This window comes from Pseudomonas putida NBRC 14164 (assembly GCF_000412675.1).
Classification (GTDB): domain Bacteria; phylum Pseudomonadota; class Gammaproteobacteria; order Pseudomonadales; family Pseudomonadaceae; genus Aquipseudomonas; species Aquipseudomonas putida.
On sequence record NC_021505.1, the window covers coordinates 4568742 to 4594156 of the forward strand.

Genomic DNA, 25415 nt, shown 5'->3' on the forward strand with positions numbered 1-25415 from the left:
GCGGCGTGCTCACTTCTTGGCAGGGACGGCAGCCTTGCCAGCGTTAGGGTCCAGTTCCTTGGTCATGTCTTCCAGCAGCTTGTTCACCACCGGCACTGCTGGCTCCAGGCTCTGCTGGGTCAGCTGGGCCGACTGCTGGGTAACCTTGGGCATTTCACGCAGGACTTTCTTGCCCAGCGGCGATTCATAGAACTTGACCAGGTCTTTCAGCTCTTGCTCGGTGAAGGTCTGGGTGTACAGGTCGACCATCTTCGGCTTCAGCTTGTTCCAGCCGATGGCGTTGTCCAGCGCGGCGTTGGCTTTGGCCTGGTAGCTTTCCAGCACTGGCTGTTTGGCGGCCGGGGCCTTGGTTTGAGCGAAGCGCTGGGCGAACATCTGTTGGACCTGCATGTACACCGGGGTGCCCAGCTTGTCGGCGTTGGCCAGGGTCAGGAATTTCTCGGCAGCAGCGTTGTGGCTGGCGGTGGCAGCGAGCACCTGGCCGCTGGCGCAAGCCAGGGCAACGGCGGCACAAAGGACACGGAGACGGGTCATTGCATTTCCTTCAAGAAGAGGGAGGCGGGTACCTCAGAGTAGAGCATTCTGCGCCGTGGTGGCGATGTGCTCAAGTGGCACGACGAGCGACGGAACCGCTCGGTCGAATCAAGGCCTAAACTGCGATTTCGAACTACACAGGAGTGAGTACAGAATGAGCCGTATCGAGACAGACAGCCTGGGCCCGGTCGAAGTTCCTGATGGCGCCTACTGGGGTGCGCAAACCCAGCGTTCGCTGATCAATTTCGCCATTGGCAAGGAACGCATGCCTCTCGCGGTGCTGCACGCCCTGGCGCTGATCAAGAAAGCCGCGGCACGTGTCAACGACCGCAACGGCGACCTGCCGGCCGACATCGCCCGGCTGATCGAACAAGCCGCCGACGAAGTGCTCGATGGCCAGCACGACGACCAGTTCCCGTTGGTCGTGTGGCAGACCGGCAGCGGCACGCAAAGCAACATGAACGTCAACGAAGTGATCGCCGGGCGCGCCAACGAACTGGCCGGCAAAGGCCGTGGCGGCAAAGCGCCAGTACACCCCAACGACCACGTCAACCGCTCGCAGAGCTCCAACGACTGCTTCCCCACAGCCATGCACATCGCTGCGGCGCAGGCGGTGCACGAGCAGCTGCTGCCGGCAGTCGCCGAACTGTCGTCGGGGCTTGCCGAGCTGTCGGCCCGCCACCAAAAGCTGGTGAAGACCGGCCGCACGCACATGATGGACGCCACGCCGATCACTTTCGGCCAGGAGGTGTCCGCCTTCGTCGCCCAGCTCGACTATGCCCAGCGCGCCATCCGCGCCACCCTGCCGGCGGTATGCGAACTGGCCCAGGGCGGCACCGCGGTTGGCACCGGGCTGAATGCCCCGCATGGTTTTGCCGAAGCCATCGCTGCCGAGTTGGCGGCGGAGTCCGGCCTGCCGTTTGTGACGGCGCCAAACAAGTTCGCGGCGCTGGCCGGCCATGAACCGCTGACCAGCCTGGCAGGCGCCTTGAAAACCCTGGCAGTGGCGCTGATGAAAATCGCCAACGACTTGCGCCTGCTGGGCTCCGGCCCACGCGCAGGCTTTGCCGAAGTGCGCCTGCCGGCCAACGAACCGGGCAGTTCGATCATGCCCGGCAAGGTTAACCCTACCCAGTGCGAGGCGCTGTCGATGCTGGCTTGCCAGGTGCTGGGCAACGATGCCGCCATCGGTTTTGCCGCTAGCCAGGGGCATCTGCAGCTGAACGTGTTCAAGCCGGTGATCATCCACAACCTGTTGCAGTCGATCGAACTGCTGGCCGATGGCTGCCGCAACTTCCAGTTGCACTGCGTGGCGGGCATCGAGCCCGATGCCGAGCAAATGGCCGCGCACCTGGAGCGGGGCTTGATGCTGGTGACGGCGTTGAACCCGCATATCGGCTATGACAAGGCGGCGGAAATTGCCAAGAAGGCTTACAGCGAAGGCAAGACCTTGCGCGAGGCTGCGCTGGAGTTGAAGTACCTGACCAATGAGCAGTTCGACCAGTGGGTGCGGCCGGAGAACATGCTGGCACCGGGTGGCAAGGGCTGAGCTCTTTATTGCCTGCCCCGGCCCTATCGCCGGCAAGCCAGCTCCCACAGGGATCGCACAACATTCAGGCCTGTGGTGATCCTGTGGGAAGCCAACTTCCACAGGGGCCCCACCTCTTTCAGGCCTGTGGTGATCCTGTGGGAGCTGGCTTGCCGGCGATAGGGCCGGAGCAAGCGATCACTGAACCTGGGCCAACCGCGCACGCCTCGCGCGCCAACTGGCCACCAGCGATGGCCCCAGCGCTACCAGCGCCGAGCCGGACACCACGGTCACCGCCCCTACATAGCCCAGGGCATTGATGTCCTCGGCGTGCACATACTCCGGCCACACCAGTGCCGCGAGTGCCACCGCAACAAAGGTCACCAGCGGTGTCAACGCCAGGGTGGCACTCACCCGCGACGCCTCCCAGTGCGCCAGCGCCTCGGCAAATGCGCCGTAAGCCACCAGGGTATTCAGGCAGCAGGCCAGCAGCAGCCAGCCCTGCACCGGGGTCAGTTGCAACGCCTCAAGCGGGTGTACCCAAGGCGTGAGCAGCGCAGCACAACTGAGGTAGATCACCATCATCACCTGCTGTGAATGCCACACGGTCAGCAGTTGCTTCTGGCTGAGGGCGTAGAACACCCAGATGCTGGTGGCCAGCAGAATGGTCAGCACGCCGGTGGTGTAGGTGCCCAATGAAGTCAGCAGCTCTTCGAGGCGCTGGTTGAAGAACAGGCCAAAACCCGCCAGCAGAATCACCAGGCCCACGCCCTGCCCCAGGCTGAAGCGTTCGCGGAACACGAACACACTGGCCACCAGCAACAGCACCGGGCCGACCTGCACCACCAGTTGCGCCGTGCCGGGGCTAAGCAGGTTGAGGCCGATCAGGTACAGCACGTAGTTGCCCATCAGGCCAAGCACCGCCACTACGACCAGGCCCTTGCCCTTCGGCGCCAGCCGGGTGAACGACGGCAAGCGCCGCCTGGCTGCCAGCCAGGCGAACAGCAGGCCACCGGAAACCAGCAGGCGGTACCAGGTGACGGTGATCGGGTCGACCACTTGCAGTACCTGCTTGAGCTTGATCGGCAAGATGCCCCAGAGCAATGCGGTCAGAAGTGCCAGGAACAGGCCATAGCTCCAGCGGCCGGAAGTGGTGTGCATAGCGTCCTCGTTCAAGCCCGTGGTGGGGGTTGGTGGATTCTACGGGCTTGGAGGGCAGTGACGGGGAAGCGTGCCGAGAAAAGAATTCATCAAGTCATTCTTGTAGGGCATGGCTGGCAGGTTTGCTGGCTGTTCTGGCCCTTTCGCGGGCACGCCCGCTCCCACAGGGACCCCACAACATTCAGCCCTGTGGCGAACCTGTGGGAGCGGGCGTGCCCGCGAAAGGGCCAGCACAGGCAACATCACCTTCAGCTATTTCTTGTGCTTGGCAAACGCCGCCTCAAGCGCCTGGTTGATGGTGCGCAGCACCTTGACCCGCGCCCAGCGCTTGTCGTTGGCCTCCACCAGCGTCCAGGGTGCAATCTCGCTGCTGGTGCGGTCGACCATGTCGCCCACCGCCTGGGCATACTCGTCCCACTTGTCGCGGTTGCGCCAGTCGTCCTCGGTGATCTTGTAGCGCTTGAACGGGATCTGCTCACGCTCCTGAAAACGCTCCAGCTGGGTCTGCTGGTCGATCGCCAGCCAGAACTTCACCACCACCACGCCGGCGTTCACCAACTGCTCCTCAAAGTCGTTGATCTCGCTGTAGGCACGCATCCAGTCGGCCGGGCTGCAAAAGCCCTCAACCCGTTCCACCAGCACCCGGCCATACCAGGAACGGTCGAAGATGGTGAACTTGCCGCGTGCCGGAATATGCCGCCAGAACCGCCACAGGTAGGGCTGCGCCCGCTCTTCTTCAGTGGGCGCGGCAATCGGCACGATGCGGTACTGGCGCGGGTCCAGCGCTGCGGCCACGCGGCGGATGGCACTGCCCTTGCCGGCAGCATCGTTGCCTTCGAACACCGCCACCAAGGCGTGCCGGCGCATGCGCTTGTCGCGCAGCAGGCCGGCCAGGCGGGCCTGTTCGGTGACCAACTGCTCCTGATAGTCAGCCTTGTCCAGGCGCAACGTCATGTCCAGGGCGCCGAGCAGGCTGCGGTCGTCGATGCTGCGGCCCAGCGGGGCGACATTGCCCTGGTGCTTGCCCTTGGGGTTGTTGGCCAGCGCGGCTTGCAGGCTGTCCAGCAGGATGCGCCCCACCGCCAGGCTACGGTAGTTCGGGTCTACCCCTTCGACGATATGCCACGGCGCATAGTCGCGGCTGGTGCGGCGCAGCACGCGCTCGCCAAAGCGCACGAAGCGGTCGTAGGTTTGCGACTGCTGCCAGTCCAGCGGGCTGATCTTCCAGCTGTGCAGCGGGTCGTCCTTGAGCGATTTCAGCCGTGCCTTCATCTGCTTCTTGGACAGGTGGAACCAGAACTTGATGATCAGCGCACCTTCATCGCACAGCATCTGCTCCAGGCGCTCGGCGCCCATGATGGCCTGATCGAGCACGGCATCCTTGAACACCCCGTGCACCCGCCCCTGCAGCATCTGGCTGTACCAGTTGCCAAAGAACACGCCCATTCGCCCCTTGGGTGGCAAAGCCCGCCAGTAACGCCAGGCGGGCGGCCGTGCCAGCTCTTCGTCGGTCTGCTGGTCGAAGGTGAGCACATCGATCATGCGCGGGTCCATCCACTCGTTGAGCAGCTTTACCGTCTCACCCTTGCCAGCGCCTTCGATGCCGTTGATCAGCACGATCACCGGGAAGCGCGCCTGCTGCTTGAGTTCGTACTGGGCTTCGAGCAGGGCCTCGCGCAAAGCGGGCACCTCGGCGTCGTAAGCCTCCTTGTCGATGCTGTGGCCGATTTCGGCGGATTCGAACATGCACTGGCTCCTTCAATGGATAAGCAAGACTAGCGGATTTCATTTATGCCTGTACTGACCTGTTCGCGCTTGAACGCGCTCCCACAGGTAACCCGGATGGCATAAAATCCCGCCATCCGCTGCAACCGAGCCAACCATGTCCACCCTCCTCCAGCACGCCCAGATCGACTGGGACGACCAGGGCCGCCCCCACTCGCGGCAATATGACGACGTCTATTTCGCGGTCAACGAAGGCATCGAAGAAACCAAACACGTATTCCTCGGCCAGACCCGCCTGGCCGAGCGCTTTGCCAACCTGACGCCGCACAGCTGCATGGTGATTGGCGAAACCGGTTTTGGCACCGGCATGAATTTTTTCTGCGCCTGGCAACTGTTTGACCAGCACGCCCACAGCGACGCACGCCTGCACTTCGTGAGTGTCGAGAAATACCCCCTCGGCCACGACGACATGGCCCGCGCCGTGCGCCTGTGGCCTGAACTTGCAGCCTACACCGAGCCCCTGCTGGAACAATATGTGGCGGTGCACCCGGGCTTTCAGCAATTCACCTTCGCCAATGGCCGGGTCACCCTGACCCTGCTGATCGGCGACGTGCTCGAGCAGCTGCCACAACTCGATGCGCAGATCGATGTGTGGTTCCTCGATGGCTTCGCCCCCGCCAAGAACCCCGACATGTGGACACCAGAGCTGTTCGCGCAGCTGGCGCGGTTATCGCACCCGGGCACTGTGCTGGGCACCTTCACCACCACCGGCTGGGTGCGCCGCAGCCTGGTCGAAGCCGGTTTCGCCATGAAGAAGGTGCCAGGCATCGGCAAGAAGTGGGAGGTGATGAGCGGCGCCTACGTCGGCCCCCTGCCAGCCCCAGGCGCACCTTGGTACGCGCGCCCCGCCCCTTCACAGGGGCCACGCGAGGCACTGGTGATCGGTGCCGGGCTGGCCGGCAGCACAACCGCTGCCAGCCTGGCCCGGCGGGGCTGGCAGGTCACCGTGCTGGAGCGCCACGAAGCGCCGGCCCAGGAAGCTTCGGGCAATCCGCAGGGGGTGCTGTACCTCAAGCTGTCCGCCCATGGCACCGCACTTTCACAGATGATCCTGTCCGGTTTCGGCTACACCCGGCGCCAGCTTGAACGCCTGCAGCGTGGCCGCGACTGGGATGCCTGCGGCGTGCTGCAACTGGCCTTCGACAACAAGGAAGCTGAGCGCCAAGGCAAGCTGGCCGCCGCCTTCGACCACGATTTGCTGCACGCACTGGAGCGCGCCGACGCCGAAGCCATCGCCGGGGTGGCCTTGCCGGCCGGCGGGTTGTTCTACCCCGAAGGCGGCTGGGTGCACCCACCTGCGTTGTGCCAGCAACAGCTGCAGCACCCAGGGACTCGGCTGGTCACCCATCAGGAAGTGCTGGAGCTGCGCAAGGTCGACCAGCAGTGGCAGGCCTGGGCGGGTGACTGCCTGATTGCCAGCGCGCCCGTGGTGATTCTGGCCGGTGCCGCCGAAGTAAGGCGCTTCGAGCCTTGCGCGCAACTGCCGCTCAAGCGTATCCGGGGGCAGATTACCCGCTTGCCCGCCACCGCCGGCAGTCGGGCGCTGCGCACCGTGGTGTGTGCGGAGGGCTACGTGGCGCCGCCGCGCGGTGATGAACATACCCTGGGCGCAAGCTTTGATTTCCACAGCGAAGACTTGGCGCCGACGCTGGCCGAGCACCAGGGCAACCTGGCGTTGCTGGACGAGATTTCCGTCGATCTGGCCCAGCGATTGGGCACGGCCGAGTTAGCCCCTGAGCAGTTGCAGGGGCGCGCGGCGTTCCGTTGCACCAGCCCGGATTACCTGCCGATCGTGGGGCCGGTAGCTGATGCACAGGCGTTTGCCGAGGCGTATGCGGTGTTGGGCAGGGATGCCCGGCAAGTGCCGGATGTAGCCTGCCCTTGGCTGGATGGGTTGTATGTGAACAGCGGACATGGGTCGCGCGGGTTGATCACGGCGCCGCTCAGTGGCGAGCTGGTGGCGGCCTGGGTGTGTGGTGAACCGCTGCCGTTGCCCCGGGCAGTGGCAGAGGCGTGTCATCCGAACCGGTTTGCCTTGCGTAAGCTGATTCGGGGGAAGTAATCGGCCGGGGGCTGCTGCGCAGCCAATCGCCGGCAAGCCAGCTCCCACAGGGACCGCGCAAGGCATCAGGCCTGAGGTGACCCGTGGGAGCTGGCTTGCCGGCGATTGGCCGCACAGCGGCCGCATATAACAAATCGTTCTAAAACTCTCAAAAAGCACATCGGTCAGTTCCTTAAGGTGCCCTAATCCTGGGCACCCCCTCCCCAACGGAAAAACCGGTAAGGACTTATGTGCGGATTAGCAGGAGAGTTGCGTTTCACCCCCATCGACCAGGCCCCTCGCCCAGCCGACCTGGCTGCGGTAGAGCGCATAACGCATCACCTCGCGCCTCGCGGCCCGGATGCGTGGGGCTTCCATAGCCAAGGCCCTATTGCCCTCGGCCACCGGCGCCTGAAAATCATGGACTTGTCCGACGGCTCGGCGCAGCCGATGGTCGACAACACCTTGGGCCTGTCACTGGCGTTCAACGGTGCCATCTACAACTTCCCCGAACTGCGCCAAGAGCTGCAAGACCTGGGCTACAGCTTCTGGTCCGACGGCGACACCGAGGTGCTGCTCAAGGGCTACCACGCCTGGGGCGCGGCCTTGCTGCCCAAGCTCAACGGCATGTTCGCCCTGGCCATCTGGGAGCGCGACAACCAGCGCCTGTTCCTGGCCCGCGACCGCCTGGGCGTAAAGCCCCTGTACCTGTCGCGCAACAGCGAGCGCCTGCGTTTTGCCTCGACCCTGCCAGCGCTGCTCAAGGGCGGCGACATCGACCCGATGCTCGACCCGGTGGCGCTCAACCATTACCTGAACTTCCATGCCGTGGTGCCGGCACCACGTACCCTGCTGGCCAACGTGCAAAAGCTGGAGCCCGGCACCTGGATGCGCATCGACCGCCATGGCGAGGTCGAGCGCCAGACCTGGTGGCAGCTGAAATACGGTGCCAACCCGGATGAGCGTGAGCTGGACCTGGAAGGCTGGACCACCCGCGTGCTCGACGCCACCCGCGACGCCGTGGCCATCCGCCAACGCGCGGCCGTCGACGTCGGCGTGCTGCTGTCCGGTGGTGTCGACTCCAGCCTGCTGGTCGGTCTGCTGCGCGAAGCGGGCGTGGACGACCTGTCGACCTTCTCCATCGGTTTTGAAGATGCCGGTGGCGAACGTGGCGACGAGTTCCAGTATTCCGACCTGATCGCCAAGCACTACGGCACCCGCCACCACCAGCTGCGCATCGCCGAACACGAGATCATCGACCAGCTGCCAGCGGCATTCCGCGCCATGAGCGAGCCAATGGTCAGCCACGACTGCATCGCCTTCTACCTGTTGTCGCGGGAAGTGGCCAAGCACTGCAAGGGCGTGCAAAGCGGCCAGGGCGCCGACGAGCTGTTCGCCGGTTATCACTGGTACCCGCAGGTGGACGGCGCCGATGACGCCTTTGCGGCTTACCGCGATGCATTCTTCGACCGCAGCCACGCCGAATACCGCGACACCGTGCAGGCGCCCTGGGCGCTTGAAACCGACGCGGCCGGCGACTTCGTGCGCGAGCACTTCGCCCGCCCCGGTGCCCGCGATGCGGTGGACAAAGCCCTGCGCCTGGACAGCACGGTGATGTTGGTTGATGACCCGGTCAAGCGAGTGGACAACATGACCATGGCCTGGGGCCTGGAGGCACGTACGCCATTCCTCGATTACCGCCTGGTGGAGCTGTCGGCGCGTATTCCGGCGCGCTTCAAGCTGCCCGATGGCGGCAAGCAGGTGCTCAAGCAGGCGGCGCGACGGGTGATCCCGCATGAGGTGATCGACCGCAAGAAGGGCTACTTCCCGGTGCCGGGCCTCAAGCACCTTGAAGGCGCCACCCTGGGCTGGGTGCGTGAGCTGCTGACCGACCCCAGCCAGGACCGTGGGCTGTTCAACCCGGCCATGCTCGACCGCCTGCTGAGCAACCCGCACGGCCAGCTCACCCCGCTGCGCGGCTCCAAGCTGTGGCAGCTGGCGGCGCTGAACCTGTGGCTGAGCGAACAGGGAATCTGACCGATGAAAGCCCATGAAATCGCATACGGTCAGCGCCTGCTGCGCGGCCAGGCGCCGTCCTACGAGCGCCTGCAGGCGCGCCTGGCCGGCGACGGCAGCCTGCCCCACGACCAGCCGCGTGCCGTGCACTGCGGCTGGGGCCGGCTGCTGATCGGCCATACCTACCCCGACCCGGCCAGCCTGGCCGAGGCGCTGCTGGACGAAAGCCCCGGCGAGCGCGACATCGCCCTGTACGTGGCCGCGCCGCAGCAGTTGTTGGCCCAGGCCCCGCAGCAACTGTTCCTCGACCCGTCCGACACCCTGCGTCTATGGTTTACCGACTACCGGCCAGCGCAGCGGGTGTTCCGCGGTTTCCGCGTGCGCCGGGCGCAGAACCCCGCCGACTGGCAGGCGATCAACACCCTGTACCAGGCCCGCGGCATGCTGCCGGTCGACGCCGAACTGCTTACGCCCCGGCACTTGGGCGGACCGGTGTATTGGCTGGCCGAGGACGAAGACAGCGGCGCGGTGATCGGCAGCGTCATGGGCCTGAACCATGCCAAGGCGTTCGACGACCCGGAACACGGCAGCAGTCTGTGGTGCCTGGCGGTGGACCCGCACTGCACCCGCCCCGGCGTGGGCGAGGTGCTGGTGCGTCACCTGATCGAGCACTTCATGAGCCGTGGCCTGGCTTACCTCGACCTGTCGGTGCTGCACGACAACCGCCAGGCCAAGCGCCTGTATGAAAAGCTGGGTTTTCGCAACCTGCCCACCTTTGCGGTCAAGCGCAAGAACGGCATCAACGAGCAGTTGTTTCTTGGCCCCGGGCCGCAGGCGGACCTCAACCCCTACGCCCGCATCATTGTCGATGAGGCCCGGCGCCGCGGCATCGAGGTGCAGGTGGATGACGCCGCTGGCGGTCTGTTCACCTTAAGCCTGGGCGGGCGACGCATTCGCTGCCGTGAATCGCTCAGCGACCTGACCAGTGCCGTGACCATGACCCTGTGCCAGGACAAGCGCCTGACCCAACACGCCCTGGGCAATGCCGGGCTGCAGGTGCCGGCGCAACAGCTGGCGGGTAATGCCGATGACAACTTGGCGTTTCTCGACGAACATGGCGCGGTGGTGGTCAAGCCGGTCGACGGCGAGCAAGGCCAGGGCGTGGCGGTTAACCTGACCTGCATCGATGACATCACCCGCGCCGTGGCGCACGCTCGCCAGTTCGACAGCCGCGTGCTGCTGGAAAGCTTCCATGCCGGGCTGGACCTGCGCATCGTGGTGATCGGCTACGAAGTGGTGGCCGCAGCCATCCGCCACCCGGCACAGGTGCTGGGCGATGGCAAACACAGCGTGCGCCAGTTGATCGAAGCCCAGAGCCGTCGGCGCCAGGCTGCCACCGGCGGCGAAAGCCGCATTCCGCTGGACGACGAAACCGAGCGCACCCTGCGCGCCGCGGGGTTTGGCTATGACGATGTGTTGCCTGCCAGCCAGCGCCTGGCCGTGCGACGCACCGCCAACCTGCACACCGGTGGCACTCTGGAGGATGTGACCGAACGCCTGCACCCGGTGCTGGCGGACGCTGCCGTGCGCGCTGCACGGGCGCTGGAAATTCCTGTGGTCGGGCTGGACTTCATGGTGCGCGATGCCGGGCAGCCGGAGTACGTGATCATCGAAGCCAACGAACGTGCCGGCCTGGCCAACCATGAACCCCAGCCAACGGCCGAGCGCTTTATCGACCTGCTGTTTCCGCATAGCCGGCCGTTGACGTAACCGCTGATGGCCTCTTCGCGGGCGCGCCCGCTCCCACAGGCCCGGCACAGTACCTGAGGCTTGTGGGGTCCCTGTGGGCGCGGGCGTGCCCGCGAAGAAGTCAACGCAACTCTAAGGAGTACTCATGTCCGAACGACTCCCCGAACCCGATCTCGACTACCTCAAACGTGTGCTGCTGGAGATGCTGGCCATCCCCAGCCCCACCGGTTTCACCGACACCATCGTGCGCTACGTGGCCGAACGCCTGGACGAGCTGGGCATACCCTTCGAGCTGACCCGCCGCGGCACCATTCGCGCCACCCTCAAGGGCCGCCAGACATCCCCCGACCGCGCCGTGTCGGCCCACCTGGACACGATCGGCGCCAGCGTGCGCCAGTTGCAGGACAACGGCCGCCTGGCGCTGGCACCGGTGGGTTGCTGGTCCAGCCGCTTTGCCGAAGGTAGCCGTGTCAGTGTATTCACCGATACCGGCGTGTTCCGTGGCAGCGTGCTACCGCTGATGGCCAGCGGGCATGCCTTCAATACCGCCATCGATCAGATGCCGGTAAGCTGGGAGCATGTGGAAGTGCGCCTGGATGCCTACTGCGCCACCCGCGCCGACTGTGAGGCACTGGGGATCAGCATTGGTGACTTTGTCGCCTTCGACCCATTGCCAGAGTTTACCGAAAGCGGCCATATCAGCGCCCGTCACCTGGACGACAAGGCCGGTGTAGCGGCATTGCTGGCGGCACTGAAGGCTGTGGTGGAAAGCGGTCGCCAGCCACTGATCGACTGCCACCCGCTGTTCACCATCACCGAGGAAACCGGCTCTGGCGCAGCCGGCGCCCTGCCTTGGGATGTCAGCGAGTTCGTCGGCATCGACATCGCCCCGGTGGCACCTGGCCAAGCGTCCAGCGAGCATGCGGTAAGCGTGGCCATGCAGGACTCGTCCGGGCCTTACGACTACCACCTGTCCCGGCATTTGCTGAAGCTGGCCGGCGACCACGACTTGCCGGTGCGCCGTGACCTGTTCCGCTATTACTTCAGCGATGCCCATTCGGCGGTGACCGCGGGGCATGACATCCGCACCGCACTAGTGGCATTTGGTTGCGACGCCACCCATGGCTACGAACGCACGCACATCGACAGCCTTGCGGCGTTGAGCCGGTTGCTGTCGGCGTACTTGTTGAGCCCGCCAGTGTTTGCCAGCGACTCGCAGCCGGCCAATGCCTCGCTGGAAAGGTTCAGCCACCAGCTGGAGCACGATGCACAGATGGAAAGCGACACGCGGGTGCCTGCGGTGGACAGCCTGGTCGGCAATAAAGGCTGATGGCCTTGGGGGGCTGCCTGGCAGCCCCCCAATTCCCGAACGTTTCGCGTAGCATTGCCACACTTACTTCAGAAACGACCCACCATGCTGATCCCCTACGACCAACTGCAAGCCGAAACCCTGACCCTGCTGATCGAAGACTTCGTCACCCGCGATGGCACCGACAATGGCGACGATACCCCGCTGGAGACTCGCGTACTGCGGGTGCGCCAGGCGTTGGCCAAAGGCCAGGCATTCATCCTGTTCGATCCGGAAAGCCAGCAGTGCCAGTTGCTGGCCAAGCATGATGTGCCTCGCGAGCTGCTCGACTAGCAGGCCCGGCCCCCTTCGCGGGCAAGACTGCGCAGGGATGCTGAAGGCAACATCAGGCCTCGCCTTGCTTGGCCTCCTTGATGCGCTTGTAGACCTCGGCCCGGTGCACCTGCACCGAGCGCGGGGCGTCCACGCCAAAACGCACCACGCCCTCCCGGACATCCACCACCATGATGCGGATGTTGTCGTCAATCACGATGATTTCCCCCACTTCACGCCCGATTACCAACATGTTCCGATCCTCTTGCCAAAGGGAAAACCGGAGACTGCCTGCCAGGCATTCGGCTACTCAATAGTTCCACTGCAATTCAGAAGAGCCCTACATTTCGGGGTAACTTCCCCTACAGACTATTCCTCGCGAACAGGCTTGGCGCGCACTTTCACCGGCTTATCGGCATTGTGCTGCGAAGCGGCCGGAACAAGCGGTACACCGATGGAATCTTTCGCAAGCGGCGCCGGTCCGATTTAACAAGAGGCCTGCAGTTCGAGGCCCTTGCCCCTTAACCACGCAAGGACTCCACCATGACCACGATCCTTATCATCATCCTGATTCTGCTGCTGATCGGTGGCTTACCGGTCTTCCCCCACTCGCGTAGCTGGGGCTATGGCCCGTCCGGCATTATCGGCGTGGTATTGGTGATTCTGCTGGTCTTACTGTTGCTCGGGATGATATGACCGATGCGGACAGCCACTTCAGGCGACCGCTGAAATGAGAACGCCCCGCCAGTCGGGGCGTTCTTGAGTGCTGCGGTTTAGCGCATCAGCGACCTAGGTCTTGTCGGGCGCAGGCTTGCACCACCCTGCCCGGTCAATGCTTCTACAGCCCCTTCATCGCGAAGGGGCCTTTGCGCGCATCTTCACCGCCATATCGGCCATCTCGTCATACAGCCGCTCAGGCGCCTGGCATTTCAGCTGCCAAGCCTGGCGCCCGGCCTCGTGGGGCAGAATCAGGAACTCGCCCGCGGCGACCTGCTGGTGAATGTACCCGGCAATGTCGGCGGCGCTGATCGGCGAACCCTCCAGCAGCTTGCCCACCTGCGCCTTCATCGCCGGGTTCGGTCCGCGAAACGAGTCCAGCAGGTTGGTCTGGAAGAACGACGGGCACACCACGTGCACCGACACCTCCAGCTGGCGTAACTCCACCAGCAGGCTTTCCGAAAGCGCCAGCACGCCAGCCTTGGCGACGTTGTAGTTGCTCATGCCAGGGCCCTGCATCAGTGCGGCCATCGATGCAACATTGATGATCCGGCCCTTGCTGCGCTCCAGCAGCGGCAAAAAGGCCTTGCAGCCCTTGACCACGCCCATCAGGTTGACCGCGATCTGCCAGTCCCAGTCTTCCAGGGACAGTTCAGCAAAAAATCCGCCAGACGCAACGCCAGCGTTGTTGACGATCACGTCGATGCCCCCGAACTGCTCGGTGCATGCCTGGGCCAGGGCAGTGAGCTGGCTGTAATCACGCACATCGCAGCGCTGGATGAAGCCTTCGCCGCCGGCGGCACGGGCCAGTTCCAGGGTTTCGCGCAGGCCGTTTTCGTTGACATCGGCCAGCGCCAGGCGCCAGCCCTCGCGCGCCCAGCGCAGGGCGATCTCGCGACCGAGGCCGGACCCGGCGCCGGTGATCATGATGCGGTTATGCATGGTGGCTGGCCTTGTTCTGGCAGGTAGTGCAGCGAGTCTAATCAAGGCCTGGGGGGCTGGCAGGGTTCATCAGGGTAGTGAATGGGCAGACATGACTGTGTGGTCGGTACCCCTTCGCGCTGCGGGGCATGCTCCGCGAGGTAGCTGGCAAGCCAGCGGTCCAGGCGCAGCATGGTCTCCTCCAGCGCTCTGGCTGCCTGGCGAACCTGTGACGCATCCGCCGGCCGTCGCATACACTGGGCTTCAAGCCGCTCACATGACGCGACCAACGCTTGTGCCCGCACAATGCGTGCGCCGCCTTTCACCCTGTGCGCCACTTCAACGAGCGCCGAGGGGTTGTCGCTCGAGTATCTGAGCTGCGCCAGATCCGCCAGGTTACTGCTGGCCAGATCGGCTAGCAGTGCCACCAGCACAGCCCGGTCATCGCATACCAGCTTACGCAAATGGGCAAGATCAACGGCAGGCAAATGTTCGTCTGGCTCGCAGGTGACGTACTGGAAAGCTTGCAACGTTTGCATGAGGGTATCCAGGTTCAGCGGCTTGAACAGGCAGTGGTCCATACCCGCAAGCCCCGCGCGACGGCGCTCCTCTTGCAGGGCACTGGCGGTGAGCCCCACCACCCGACAGCGCGGCCTGGCCCGGCGGCGTTCGTGTTCGCGGATTGCCCGGGCCAGGGCAAAACCGCCAAGCCTGGGCATGTTGCAATCGCTGATGACGACGTCGAACGTTTGCTGCAACCAGAGGCGCAAGGCTTGATCGCCATCTTCGGCAACCTGTACCTGGTGACCGAGAAACGCCAACTGGTGCGCGAGTAGCAAGCGGTTGGCCGGGTAGTCATCGACCACCAGCACGCGCAGGGCAGCCAGCCTGGCAGGGTTGCCCTGCGGCGTTGCCGGCCTGGCCTGCACCGGCCGCGCTGCCAGCGCCAGGTCCAGGCGGATTTCAATCCGCGTCCCTTGGCCCAGCACGCTGTGCAAGCGTAATTGCCCGCCAAGCATTTCACACAAGCTGCGGCTGATCCCCAGCCCCAGCCCGGCACTGCTGCGTGGCGACTGGCGCTGATTGCTGGCCTGGCGAAAAGGCTGCCCGAGGCTTTCCAGCTCGGCCTGGGCAATGCCTATGCCAGTGTCTGCGACTTCGAGCAATACACTTGCCCGCCCGGCTGCAGCCTGCATATTCAGGCTGACCAGGACCTTGCCCTGCGCGGTGAACTTGATTGCATTGCTGACCAGGTTGGCCAGGACCTGCTTGAAACGCACCGGGTCCAGCATCACCCAGTTTTCCACTGCCCCCTTGCACACCATGTCCAGGGCCAGCCCCTTGCCGCGTGCCTGTTGCTCGAACAACTGAACCACCCGGGCGACTTGCTCGCGCAGGCTCACCGGCACCAGTGCCAGCTGCAACTGGCCGGTTTCGATGCGTGTGATGTCGAGTACATCGCCGATCAACTCCTGCAGCCCGATAGCGGCATCCGCCGCTACTTCGATGGCCAGATGGTCCAGTTCGCCCTGCCCTGCCTTGCGTCGGGCAAGCTCCAGCATGCCCAGCACGGCATGCAGAGGCGTGCGGATTTCATGGCTCATGGCCGCGAGAAACTGCGTCTTGGCCTGGTTGGCCGCCTCGGCCTCGCGCTTTGCACGATGCAATTGCACCTGCATCCGCCGCAGGTAGCGAACCCACAGCAGGGCCAGCAACAGAAGGCTGCATGCCAAGGCGATGCCCGCCAGCATGCGCCCGCCATAACGGCGCCATAGCCCGTCGCCAACGATCATCGGGTTACGCCAGCGTCGCAGCATGCTCTCCATTTCTGCCGGGGGCAGCGCGAGCAAGGCTTTGTCGAGAATACCCAGCAGCTCTTCGTCGCCATGGCTACTGGCAAAGGCGAAGTGCACCGGTGGCAACGCCAGGCTGGCAGCGATACGCAGCCTGCCGGGGAAGTGACGTGCAACCAGCGAGCATGCCTGGTCCAGTGGCAGCACGGCGGCGCCTGCCTTGCCTTGCTCCAGCGCCTGCAGCGCAGCCAATGGATGAGGCACGAGCCGCTGACGGATACCCGGGTATGACTTGGCCAGCGTCTGCGCCTGGGCGCTGCCACGTACCAGCGCCAGCGACCGCCTGCCGAGCTGCGCCAGGCTGCTGGGGGCCACCGTCTCGTTACGCGTTACCAGCACCAGCGGCAAGCTTAGAAAACTGCGGCTGAAACGCAGTTGCCTGGCGTGTGCCGGGCTGTACCCAAGCCCGGCAATCAGTTCGGCCTGGCCCTGGCGCACTTGCTCGATCATGTGCTGTGTGTCTGTACCCCCGTGCACTTCGAAGTGCAAGCCAGTGAGGCGGCTGATGCGTTGCAGCAAGTCCATGCTCAAGCCGCGCAACTGGCCATGCTCATCGCGGTAGCTCAACGGTAGTTGGTGCTCACCGAGCAACACCTTGACCACGGGGTTTTCCGCTATCCAGCGCTGCTGCGCTTCGCTGAGTTCAACCAGGCCGGGTTTGACCGGGCTGGCAGGCTGTGGGCTCCAGTGTCCGCGAATGCGGGCATGTTGCTGTTCGGTCAGGCCTTGCAGCACGGCATCGACCAACCTGGGTAATGTGCCGCGGTCCCCGAGCATGGCAAATCCCATGGGCTGGGCTGCAAAATCGGGCTGATCGACCCATTCCAGGCCTGGCAGTTGCCCTCGGGCCAACAGATAGCGGCTGCTCAGGGCATTGCCTAGAAACAACTCGGCTTCGCCAAGCTGTAACGCCGCCAAGGCGCTGTAGGGGGTGGGGTGCAGCTGGATCCGTGCGTTGGGATAGGTGTGCTGAAGCAGGGCCAACGGTCGATACCCCTCAACCGCCAGCAGCCGCGGGCTTGCGCTGTTACCACTGACGAACCGCTCACTGGCCAGCAGCAATGGCTGGTCAACGATGTACGGGCTGGACAGCCGCAGCTTGGCTTCCTCCGCCTGCTGTGCTGTTACCGAGCTGACCAGGTCGACACTACCCTTGCGCAGGGCCGAGAAGGCAGCGTCGTAGGACTCGAATAGCCGCAGACGGACCTCCAGGCCTAGCTTCTCGGCCAGCACACTGGCGTACTCGGCGCTGATGCCTTCGTAGGCGTGGCCGGTGCCGAGCATGTCGAAGGGCGGGTTGTCGCGGCCGACTACCCCCAGGTTCAGATGGCGCTTCTCCCACAACCAGCGCAGGTCGGCGGGGGCCAGCGCCAGCGCAGGGCCCGTTTCCACGCCCCGGGTGTAGAGCTGCGGTGCGCAGAAAGCGGGTAGCGGGTTCAGGCAATACAGCAGCCACAGCAGCAGGACGCGGATTGGCACGGGTAGCGACTAGATGAGCGCATTGCGACGGGCGAAGTCCGCCAGGTCGATCAACGAGTTGACCCGAAGTTTTTCCATGAGCCGGGTTTTATAGGTGCTGATGGTCTTGTTGCTCAGCAGCATGGCTTCGCCGATCGCCTTGTTGCTCAGCCCGCGGGCGAGCTGCTGCAAGATCATCAGCTCACGGTCGGTCAGTGAGGCGATGCATTGCGCGTCTGTGAACTTGAGGTCCTGCTTGTGCACCGAACTCAGCACCACTTCAGGGAAGTAGGTATAACCCGACAACGTTGCGCGCACCGCCTTGCCAAGTTCGTCCAGCTCATCGGTCTTGGCCACGAAGCCCATTGCACCGGCCTGCATGCAGCGTAGCGAATAGGCCTGGGGCAATTGCGACGTCAGCACCAGAACCTTGGGCGGCTGCGTCATGGCCTTGATGCGGGCGATTACCTCAAGGCCATCGAGCCCGGGCATGGCGATATCGAGGATGACCAGGTCCGGCGCCAACTCACGCGCCAGCCGCACCGCGTCAATACCATTGTCTGCCTGGCCGACGACATCGAGCCGTTCCTTGCGCAGCAGCATGCACACGGTGGCCCGGATGAACGGATGGTCGTCAACCACCACGACTTTGTACATAGGTTAACCTCGCGCATCATGGCGGTGGGCTAAAGCTCAGCGTCGAAAACCACGGTGACCTGGCCGGCATAGGTGGCGCCAGGGTATCGGAGCATGGCCTGCACGTCGTTGCGCTCCACCTGGAAACGCAACTGGCCAGGGCGATTGAGCGTGGGCATCGCCGATTCGAACGCTAACGCAGCCGCCTGCCCGCTCGGCAACGCCAGTTGCTGAACCGGCCGGCCCTGGTGCTCGATACCTCCGGGCAAGGTGATGGCCACGTTCACAGGCACTTCATGGCTGGCGTCGTTACGGATACCGCACGTACCTGCCGTGTAGTGCTGGCACAACTTGTAGGCTTTGAATGGGCCGGTTGACCATAGCCGGAACGGCAGGTCACGGTAGATGAGCCCGGGGGGCTGGCCACCGTCCAGCCAGGCCTGCCAGCCACCCTTGGGCTCAAGCACGGCGCGCTCCGAGCCAGGCGGGAACTCGAAGATGAAAGCGTGCTGCACATCCAGTTCGAAGTTGATCACCAACGTATCGCCGCTCAGGCCGGTGACGTTGTTGCCGAAATCAAAGTCGCCCCCAGGGCCTATGGTGTAAGTGAGGCTGCCGCGGTACATACCGGCGCGCAGGCGATACGGCGGGGGGATGTCCAGCTCGAAGGAAATGCCCGTATCCAGTACCGTGGTGGTATCTACCTGATCATCCGGCGCCCATGAGTAGCTGATCAAACATGGGGTCGGACTTTGCGGGTTGACCAACGAGGTGTGGTATCTGAAGCGGCTTTGGTTGCCGACGGAGTTCTTACCACGACAACCGCCGGAGACGCCGCCGTTAAGGGGGTTGTAAGAGCTACCCAGCACAGCTTCCTGGCTGATGGAGCGCACCTCGAAGGTCATCTGCCTGGGCTCGCCCGTCTGTTGGTGGCGTACCTCCACTTCACGACGCCCCGGCAGTTTCACGAAATATCGATCACGCAGGTCAGGGGCACGGTTGATGCTTGTCTTCTGGTAGGTAATTGGCAGGCTTACGGTGCCAGTACTGGCGCACAGGCCAGCCCAGACCCTGCAAAATTCAGCAGGCGGCGTGGTGTTTTCGAAGCGCCCCGACCCACCGCCACGGTATTGCGCCGAAAGCGTCACCTCCAGCGCACTGGCCAAGGGGGCGAATGCCAGCAAACCTGCGACCAGCCCGGCGCGCAAGTGACGGATGCGGGCCAAGCGCCCTGTGCTGCTACTCATCCTTCCACCACCATGCGCTTGCGCGCTTCGCCTTCATGCAACTCAAACTGATGAACCTTGGCCGCCTGCCCTTCGAATTGCCGTGTCCGCCCCGGCAACACATGATGTTTGGTGGCAGTCTCGCAGGCCACGCCAGCCGCCTGGCACTGCCGGAACTGATCCAGCACGACAGTGGCATTGCCCTGGTTGCTGACCGTAAGGCTACCGCCCTTGCGCTGCACAGGCGTCTGGAACCGGGTTTCGCCAGGCCGAACGAACAGCAACGTGCCGTAACCGGCCAGCAAGTTGACCCCAGCCTTCAGGCTACTGCGGTAACGCTCGGCCTCTCCCTCGTCCACGGCGAACCCATCACCCAGCTCGGGCAGTACCGGGACGAAGCGCAAGCGGAAATAGCGCTCTGTATCGCGCTGCCCCCGGTACACCAGGCGCACCGCCTGCATGCCCTGCGCCGGCACGATCAGCCGCGCCGGGCTGGCCACCAGGCCGCGCTGTTCCAACGGCAGGCCTTCGGTGTCGACCTCGCGGGCATTGCCATCGCTGTCGTACACCAGCTCAGCGACACTCACCTTGACGAACGCCGTGGTATCACCGCTATTGCGCACCCGCTTGAGCAAGGTGCTTTTGCCGGAATCCAGGTAATCGTACAACGCGCCGACGTTAAGCTCGGGCGCCCCAATGGCTGCCAGCGGGGTAACCAGAAAGGCCAGGGCAAGCAGACGATGGATATTCACGTTTGAAGGTTCCTTGGATAAGTGCAGCGATTGGCATACCGTAAACCGGGAGCAATCGCAGGATATGTAGGAGCCGTCTGCAACGACGGTAAGGCGGCTCTGTTACTGACCCTGAGCTAGCTCTCAACAGGCTCACCCCCGTTATCAGCAGCTTTGGCCAGGCTTGCCGGCGTGCAACGCTGGTCGCCGGCCAACAGCACATCGTCTTCACGTACCAGCTGCGTAAGATTCAGCGTCAGCAGGCATACGACCTGCCCTTGCTGACGCACTTCCAGGCTGGGTGTGGACTCGCTCATTTCCACCGCAAAGAACCCATCGGCCTCACTGACACTGCGACTGGCGTGGTTGATCACCTGCGCGCCCCGCAGCGGACGACCCTGGCTGTCGAGCAGGCGGCCGATGACAGTCAGCGTGCGCAATACCCGCAGCTGCCGGTAGCCAATGCCGCCACGGTTCAGGTGGTAGTCCACACTGGAAGGCTGAATCACCGCGGCGGTGGCTTGCGCGCCTTCAAGGTCGAATTGCACATTGCCGGCCTTGTAGGCGGCCACCGGGACCAGGTTGCGCCCAGGCCGCAGATTGGCAGCACCGCCATGGCGGTCGTCAGCGCGTAGTTTCAAACCTTGGATATCGGTTTCGACATCGACGATAAGCCCAGCCTGGTGCGGCAGGTACTGGCCACTCACGGCCGCCTTGCCAGCCCCGACAGCCAGCATGCTTTCCAGGTTGAGGCCGCCGCTGAACTCACCGTTGTAGGAAGACCGCTGGAAATAGGCATCACCGTGCAGCTGCTGGCTCTCGAACTGCGTGTCGCCACCCAGGCCGGCGCCATAGCGGTCGGCGCTGGCGGTCAGGCCAACGCTGCGCAACGGGCCCAGGTCGACGTCCTGCTGATAGGCCACCGCGGCATTGAGGTCACGCCCGCCATCGCGCGCTGTACGGCTGCCGACGCTGGCCGACAGGCGCCGCCCACTCGTGCCACCCAGGCTCATGCTCAGGCTCAGGTTGACCCCGCGGCTGCGGGCCTCACCGGTACCCGCGTTGCCTGGTCGGTCGAACAGCGACAGGCGCCAGTTGGTCTGCGACCCCAGTAACTGGCCGAAGTACGACCAGCCCAAATCCACCCCCGTACCGGCGCTGGCCCCACTGCTGTGCGACACACGCACGCTGGCGGTATTGCGCGGGTCGAGGCGATGGTTGTAAGACACCGACGTCTGGGTTTGCCGCGCCTGCCAGCGGCTCGGCTGACGGTCATCACGCAGTGACTCGGGGCGGGTCAGCCAGGTGCTGCTCTGGCTGGCCACCAATGAGCTGTTTTCACCGGCGTGGATCATTTGCAGGTCGTAGCCGTTGCCGTAGCCCTGGGCCTGGAACAGGTTGCCGTACAGTTTGAAACGGTCGCGCACATCCCAGTCCAGCGACGTGCCGTATTGCAGGGTCTGGTCGATGCGCTGCGCCGAGACGCCGAGGATAGCCCGTGGGTGCACCAGGTAATTGGCCAGCACGCCTGCCGCCAGGCTGTCATCTGCGTCACGCTGCCAGTTGCTCAACAGGCTGCTCTGCCGCCCCAGGTACAGGTTGTAGCGCCAGGGGGCATCGGTGCTGCGCCAGTTGCCGGGTTTGTAGATGAATGCCTGGCTGCGCGAGGTCACCTGGCCGTCCTCGACCAGGCGGATTTCCACTTCGTAGATGCCACCGGGCAACACTTTGCTGTCCAGCGTCTGCAGGCCGGGCTGCACCGGCTGGCTATTGATCAGTACGCCGTTGCGGTAGATTTCTGCCACGGCCGGGCGGTTGGGCGTGACATAGATGGGCGTCGCGCTGGGCGCGCCATTGTCGGTGGCCAGGCTGTCGCTGCTGCCGAACATCAGGCCCAGGGTGGTATCGGGGCTGGCACCCATCAGCCGTGGTTGGCGGGTCAGGCCTTGGGCACTGGGGGTGAAATAGCCCAGGCGATAAAAGTGGTCCTGCACCAGTCGCTCACCGTACAACTGATCAACCCGGTAGCGCGTGCCCTGTTGGCTGTCGCTGCCACGGTCAAGCTGGCCATCGGCCAGGGTCGTCCAGTTACCCAGGCTGCCCTGCCCTTGCAATGCATAGCGGCCGCTGGTGACCCGGCCATCATTGACCAGGTTGAGTTGGTTACGCACCAGCAGGCCATAGCTGCCCTGTTCGGGAAGCCGGTGATAACGCTCGTCTGCCGTTGACGCTTCGACCTGGTCGGTAAGCAGTGACAACTGCGAATTGGCCAGGCTGTAGTGCACTGCGCGCAGGCCATCTGGGCAGTCAGCCTGGCAATCACCCAGCGGGCGCCCTTCGACCAGGCGTTCGCGCCAGCGCCGCCTAAGGCTTTCTGGCTCACGGCTGTCGACGGTTTCGGTGAATTCCAGCAGTTGCACGCGCTGATCCCGGCTGAGCACGACCATGGCATCACCCAGATAGCGGCCGTCCAGGTCTACCCTCACGGCCAACGGCACTTCATAGAAGTGCGCTTCGAACTCACTGGGCAGGCCTTCGATGCCACCCAGCGCCGCGGTCGCAGCGTGGCCCGTAACTGGCACTGCGGCCAGGCAGGCTGCCAACGGCAAGCTCAGGTACAGCGCGGAAAGGGGAAATTGTAGGGTCATGGGCGTCGCTTGCGGGCAATACCTGCCCGCCCCGCGGCAAGCGCCGAGGGCAGGAACAGGCAACAGCGGATGAACGATGGGGGGGGGTGAATCAAGGCGTGCCAGTTTCGAAGATCATGCTCACCAGGCCTTGGTAGTTGCCTGGCTCATAACCCGCCGCGGGGGCTGGGTGGGCTGCAATTTCGAAGCCGATGATCGCCCCCGGTGCGGCTTGGGTGGCGCTGACCACTTCGGCTGGGGTGGTCTGCAACACGGTGCCGCCAACCTTCACATCCAGGCCAATGTTGTGGGAACCGCTGGCAATGACTGCGGGCGAAACCAGGTAAGCGTTGATAGCGCCAACGGTGCTCTTGACCTGCAGCTCCTTGCGGACCGGGTCGAGCTTGGCCTGATTGGGGTTCCAGCCCAGTTCTTGCGGGTCGTTCATCCAGTTGCCGCCGACCGGCTCGACGAAGAACGCATCGGTCGGCACTTGGGCAGTGACTTGCACTTGCTTTTCGATCGGGTCCAAGGCGTGGGCGGCACCGGCAAACAGCATGGCCAGAGGGAGGGCAAGCAGCATACGTTTCACGATCAAATCTCCTTGAGGGAATCACTGGCTGACGGGCGACTGCCCGATCAGTGGTGGCGATTATTCGTGAACGCTGGCGATTGGAAGTTAGGACCGTTCCGAGCGGATTTAGGAAATTTCCCAAGGGATGCAGTTTGCCAGTATTGCCGGGAGCAACCCCAGAATGCATAACGCCCCGGCTAGCGGGGCGTTATGCATTTCAGCGCGTTATTGCTACTGCATCAGTGGGAAACCGCCCCGCTGGCACCCAGGCCAGTCTGCGAACGCACGAACTGCGGGTAGAACAGTGCACGCTCGTCGTCGGCAGCCTTGGACTTGTCGGTGACCGAGAAGAACCAGATGCTGACGAAGGCGATGGCCATGGAGAACAGCGCCGGGTACTCGTACGGGTAGATCGGCTTCTCGTGGCCGAGGATCTGCACCCAGATGGTCGGGCCGAGGATCATCAGCGTTACCGCACTTACCAGGCCCAGCCAGCCGCCAATCATGGCGCCCCGGGTGGTCAGTTTCTTCCAGTACATGGAAAGCAGCAGCACCGGGAAGTTGCAGCTGGCAGCGATGGAGAACGCCAGGCCGACCATGAAGGCGATGTTCTGCTTCTCGAACAGGATACCCAGGCCGATCGCCAGCACGCCCAGGGCGATGGTGGTGATCTTCGACACGCGGATCTCGTCCTTGTCGTTGGCCTTGCCCTTGCGCCATACGCTGGCGTACAGGTCGTGGGACACCGCCGAGGCACCGGCCAGGGTCAGGCCGGCAACCACTGCCAGGATGGTGGCGAATGCCACTGCCGAAATGAAGCCGAGGAAGATGCTGCCACCCACGGCATCGGCCAGGTGCACCGCTGCCATGTTGTTGCCGCCCAACAGGGCGCCGGCGGCGTCCTTGAAGTCCGGGTTGGTGCTGACCAGCAGGATTGCGCCGAAGCCGATGATGAAAGTCAGGATGTAGAAGTAACCGATGAAGCCGGTGGCGTAGAGCACGCTCTTGCGCGCTTCCTTGGCATCACTGACGGTGAAGAAGCGCATCAGGATGTGTGGCAGGCCGGCGGTACCGAACATCAGTGCCAGGCCCAGCGAGAAGGCCGAGATCGGGTCCTTGACCAGGCCGCCCGGGCTCATGATCGCCTCGCCCTTGCTGTGCACCTTGATCGCTTCGGAGAACAGGGTGTTGAAATCGAAGCCTACGTGCTTCATCACCATCAGCGCCATGAAGCTGGCACCGGACAGCAGCAGCACGGCCTTGATGATCTGTACCCAGGTGGTGGCCAACATGCCGCCGAACAGCACATACAGGCACATCAGGATACCCACCAGGATCACCGCAACGTGGTAGTCCAGGCCGAACAGCAGTTCGATCAGCTTGCCGGCACCAACCATCTGCGCGATCAGGTAGAACGCCACCACCACCAGCGAGCCGGAGGCCGACAGGGTACGGATTTCCTTCTGCCCGAGGCGGTACGAGGCCACATCGGCAAAGGTGTACTTGCCCAGGTTGCGCAGGCGTTCGGCGATCAGGAAGAGGATGATCGGCCAGCCGACCAAAAAGCCGATCGAGTAGATCAGGCCGTCGTAGCCAGAGGTGAACACCAGTGCGGAAATACCCAGGAAGGATGCAGCCGACATGTAGTCGCCAGCGATCGCCAGGCCATTCTGGAAGCCGGTGATCTTGCCACCGGCAGCGTAGTAGTCCGCCGCCGACTTGTTGCGTTTGGAGGCCCAGTAGGTGATACCGAGGGTGAAGGCGACAAAAGCCACGAACATGGCGATCGCGGCAACGTTCAGCGGCTGTTTCTGCACCTCGCCGGTCAGGGCATCGGCTGCCCACACGGCGGGTGCGAAGGCTCCGCAGGCCAGTACAGCCAGGGCTTTGGCGTGGCGAATCATTGTTGCGCCTCCTTGAGGATGGCCTTGTTCAGCTCATCGAATTCGCCGTTGGCGCGGCGTACGTAGATGGCGGTCAGGACGAATGCCGAAACGATCAGGCCGACGCCCAGGGGAATGCCCCAGGTAATCGACGACTCAGGGCTGAGCTTGGCGCCCAGCAGATGAGGACCGTAGGCGATCAGGAGGATGAAAGCGCAGTACAGGCCGAGCATGATCGCCGAGAGAATCCAGGCGAACCGTTCGCGTTTGGTGACCAGCTCCTTGAAGCGGGGGCTGTTTTGTATCGAGAGGTAAATGCTGTCGTTCATTGTTTTTGTCCTAGCAGCACAGGTA

Annotated in this window: 20 protein-coding genes; 7 read left to right on the top strand and 13 right to left on the bottom strand. The window is 63.9% G+C overall.

Annotated features, from left to right (window positions below):
• Positions 1 to 9 precede the first annotated feature (9 nt).
• Entirely contained in the window at positions 10 to 534 is a 525-nt protein-coding gene (locus PP4_RS20230; RefSeq protein ID WP_016485344.1) for a DUF2059 domain-containing protein, read from the bottom strand.
• Between the two features lie 154 nt (positions 535 to 688).
• Between PP4_RS20230 and PP4_RS20235 the strand changes: the two genes are divergently transcribed.
• Positions 689 to 2083, top strand: a complete 1395-nt coding sequence (locus tag PP4_RS20235; protein ID WP_016501025.1) for a class II fumarate hydratase — start codon at positions 689 to 691, stop codon at positions 2081 to 2083.
• 177 nt (positions 2084 to 2260) lie between these two features.
• Here the strand turns inward: PP4_RS20235 and PP4_RS20240 are convergent, their stop codons facing one another.
• Positions 2261 to 3223: a DMT family transporter gene (locus PP4_RS20240; RefSeq protein ID WP_016501026.1), complete on the bottom strand. Its 963-nt coding sequence runs from the start codon at positions 3221 to 3223 to the stop codon at positions 2261 to 2263.
• Between the two features lie 252 nt (positions 3224 to 3475).
• The gene (gene pap, locus PP4_RS20245) at positions 3476 to 4969 is read right to left on the bottom strand and encodes a polyphosphate:AMP phosphotransferase (RefSeq protein ID WP_016501027.1); all 1494 of its coding nucleotides are present in this window, start codon (positions 4967 to 4969) and stop codon (positions 3476 to 3478) included.
• Between the two features lie 136 nt (positions 4970 to 5105).
• Here pap and mnmC point away from each other — a divergent pair, with 136 nt between their 5' ends.
• From mnmC to PP4_RS20270, 5 genes are all read left to right on the top strand, one after another.
• Positions 5106 to 7070 (top strand): bifunctional tRNA (5-methylaminomethyl-2-thiouridine)(34)-methyltransferase MnmD/FAD-dependent 5-carboxymethylaminomethyl-2-thiouridine(34) oxidoreductase MnmC, encoded by a 1965-nt coding sequence (mnmC, locus tag PP4_RS20250; RefSeq protein ID WP_016501028.1) that lies wholly within the window; start codon positions 5106 to 5108, stop codon positions 7068 to 7070.
• Between the two features lie 228 nt (positions 7071 to 7298).
• Positions 7299 to 9086 carry an N-acetylglutaminylglutamine amidotransferase gene (locus PP4_RS20255; protein ID WP_016501029.1) on the top strand — a complete coding sequence of 596 codons (1788 nt, stop codon included), beginning with the start codon at positions 7299 to 7301 and terminating at the stop codon, positions 9084 to 9086.
• A gap of 3 nt (positions 9087 to 9089) precedes the next feature.
• Positions 9090 to 10835 carry an N-acetylglutaminylglutamine synthetase gene (gene ngg / locus PP4_RS20260; RefSeq protein ID WP_016501030.1) on the top strand — a complete coding sequence of 582 codons (1746 nt, stop codon included), beginning with the start codon at positions 9090 to 9092 and terminating at the stop codon, positions 10833 to 10835.
• A 124-nt stretch (positions 10836 to 10959) separates the two neighbouring features.
• Complete coding sequence (locus PP4_RS20265) at positions 10960 to 12144, top strand: osmoprotectant NAGGN system M42 family peptidase (protein WP_003252630.1); 1185 nt, start codon at positions 10960 to 10962, stop codon at positions 12142 to 12144.
• 84 nt (positions 12145 to 12228) lie between these two features.
• On the top strand, positions 12229 to 12456 hold the full coding sequence (locus PP4_RS20270) for a YheU family protein (RefSeq protein WP_016501031.1): 228 nt from the start codon (positions 12229 to 12231) through the stop codon (positions 12454 to 12456).
• A 52-nt stretch (positions 12457 to 12508) separates the two neighbouring features.
• Here the strand turns inward: PP4_RS20270 and csrA are convergent, their stop codons facing one another.
• Positions 12509 to 12688: a carbon storage regulator CsrA gene (csrA, locus tag PP4_RS20275; protein WP_016501032.1), complete on the bottom strand. Its 180-nt coding sequence runs from the start codon at positions 12686 to 12688 to the stop codon at positions 12509 to 12511.
• A gap of 290 nt (positions 12689 to 12978) precedes the next feature.
• Here csrA and PP4_RS27610 point away from each other — a divergent pair, with 290 nt between their 5' ends.
• Positions 12979 to 13131: a DUF3309 family protein gene (locus PP4_RS27610; RefSeq protein WP_003252624.1), complete on the top strand. Its 153-nt coding sequence runs from the start codon at positions 12979 to 12981 to the stop codon at positions 13129 to 13131.
• A 153-nt stretch (positions 13132 to 13284) separates the two neighbouring features.
• Here PP4_RS27610 and PP4_RS20285 read toward each other — a convergent pair whose 3' ends face one another.
• From PP4_RS20285 to PP4_RS20325, 9 genes are all read right to left on the bottom strand, one after another.
• Positions 13285 to 14094 carry an SDR family oxidoreductase gene (locus tag PP4_RS20285; RefSeq protein ID WP_016501033.1) on the bottom strand — a complete coding sequence of 270 codons (810 nt, stop codon included), beginning with the start codon at positions 14092 to 14094 and terminating at the stop codon, positions 13285 to 13287.
• A gap of 41 nt (positions 14095 to 14135) precedes the next feature.
• Entirely contained in the window at positions 14136 to 17405 is a 3270-nt protein-coding gene (locus PP4_RS20290) for a transporter substrate-binding domain-containing protein (protein WP_016501034.1), read from the bottom strand.
• A gap of 9 nt (positions 17406 to 17414) precedes the next feature.
• A complete protein-coding gene (locus tag PP4_RS20295; RefSeq protein WP_016501035.1) occupies positions 17415 to 18041 on the bottom strand; it encodes a response regulator transcription factor in 627 nt (208 codons plus the stop codon).
• 29 nt (positions 18042 to 18070) lie between these two features.
• Positions 18071 to 19267, bottom strand: a complete 1197-nt coding sequence (locus PP4_RS20300; protein WP_016501036.1) for a hypothetical protein — start codon at positions 19265 to 19267, stop codon at positions 18071 to 18073.
• Positions 19264 to 19998 carry a fimbrial biogenesis chaperone gene (locus PP4_RS20305; protein WP_016501037.1) on the bottom strand — a complete coding sequence of 245 codons (735 nt, stop codon included), beginning with the start codon at positions 19996 to 19998 and terminating at the stop codon, positions 19264 to 19266. The genes PP4_RS20300 and PP4_RS20305 overlap by 4 nt, the downstream gene beginning before the upstream one ends.
• A 116-nt stretch (positions 19999 to 20114) precedes the next feature.
• Positions 20115 to 22625 (bottom strand): CS1-pili formation C-terminal domain-containing protein, encoded by a 2511-nt coding sequence (locus PP4_RS20310; protein WP_016501038.1) that lies wholly within the window; start codon positions 22623 to 22625, stop codon positions 20115 to 20117.
• A gap of 91 nt (positions 22626 to 22716) precedes the next feature.
• Complete coding sequence (locus PP4_RS20315) at positions 22717 to 23196, bottom strand: CS1 type fimbrial major subunit (RefSeq protein ID WP_016501039.1); 480 nt, start codon at positions 23194 to 23196, stop codon at positions 22717 to 22719.
• 221 nt (positions 23197 to 23417) lie between these two features.
• Complete coding sequence (locus PP4_RS20320; RefSeq protein ID WP_016485333.1) at positions 23418 to 25082, bottom strand: cation acetate symporter; 1665 nt, start codon at positions 25080 to 25082, stop codon at positions 23418 to 23420.
• Positions 25079 to 25390 carry a DUF485 domain-containing protein gene (locus PP4_RS20325; protein ID WP_016501040.1) on the bottom strand — a complete coding sequence of 104 codons (312 nt, stop codon included), beginning with the start codon at positions 25388 to 25390 and terminating at the stop codon, positions 25079 to 25081. Before PP4_RS20325 ends, PP4_RS20320 begins: the two co-directional genes overlap by 4 nt.
• Positions 25391 to 25415: the final 25 nt, after the last annotated feature.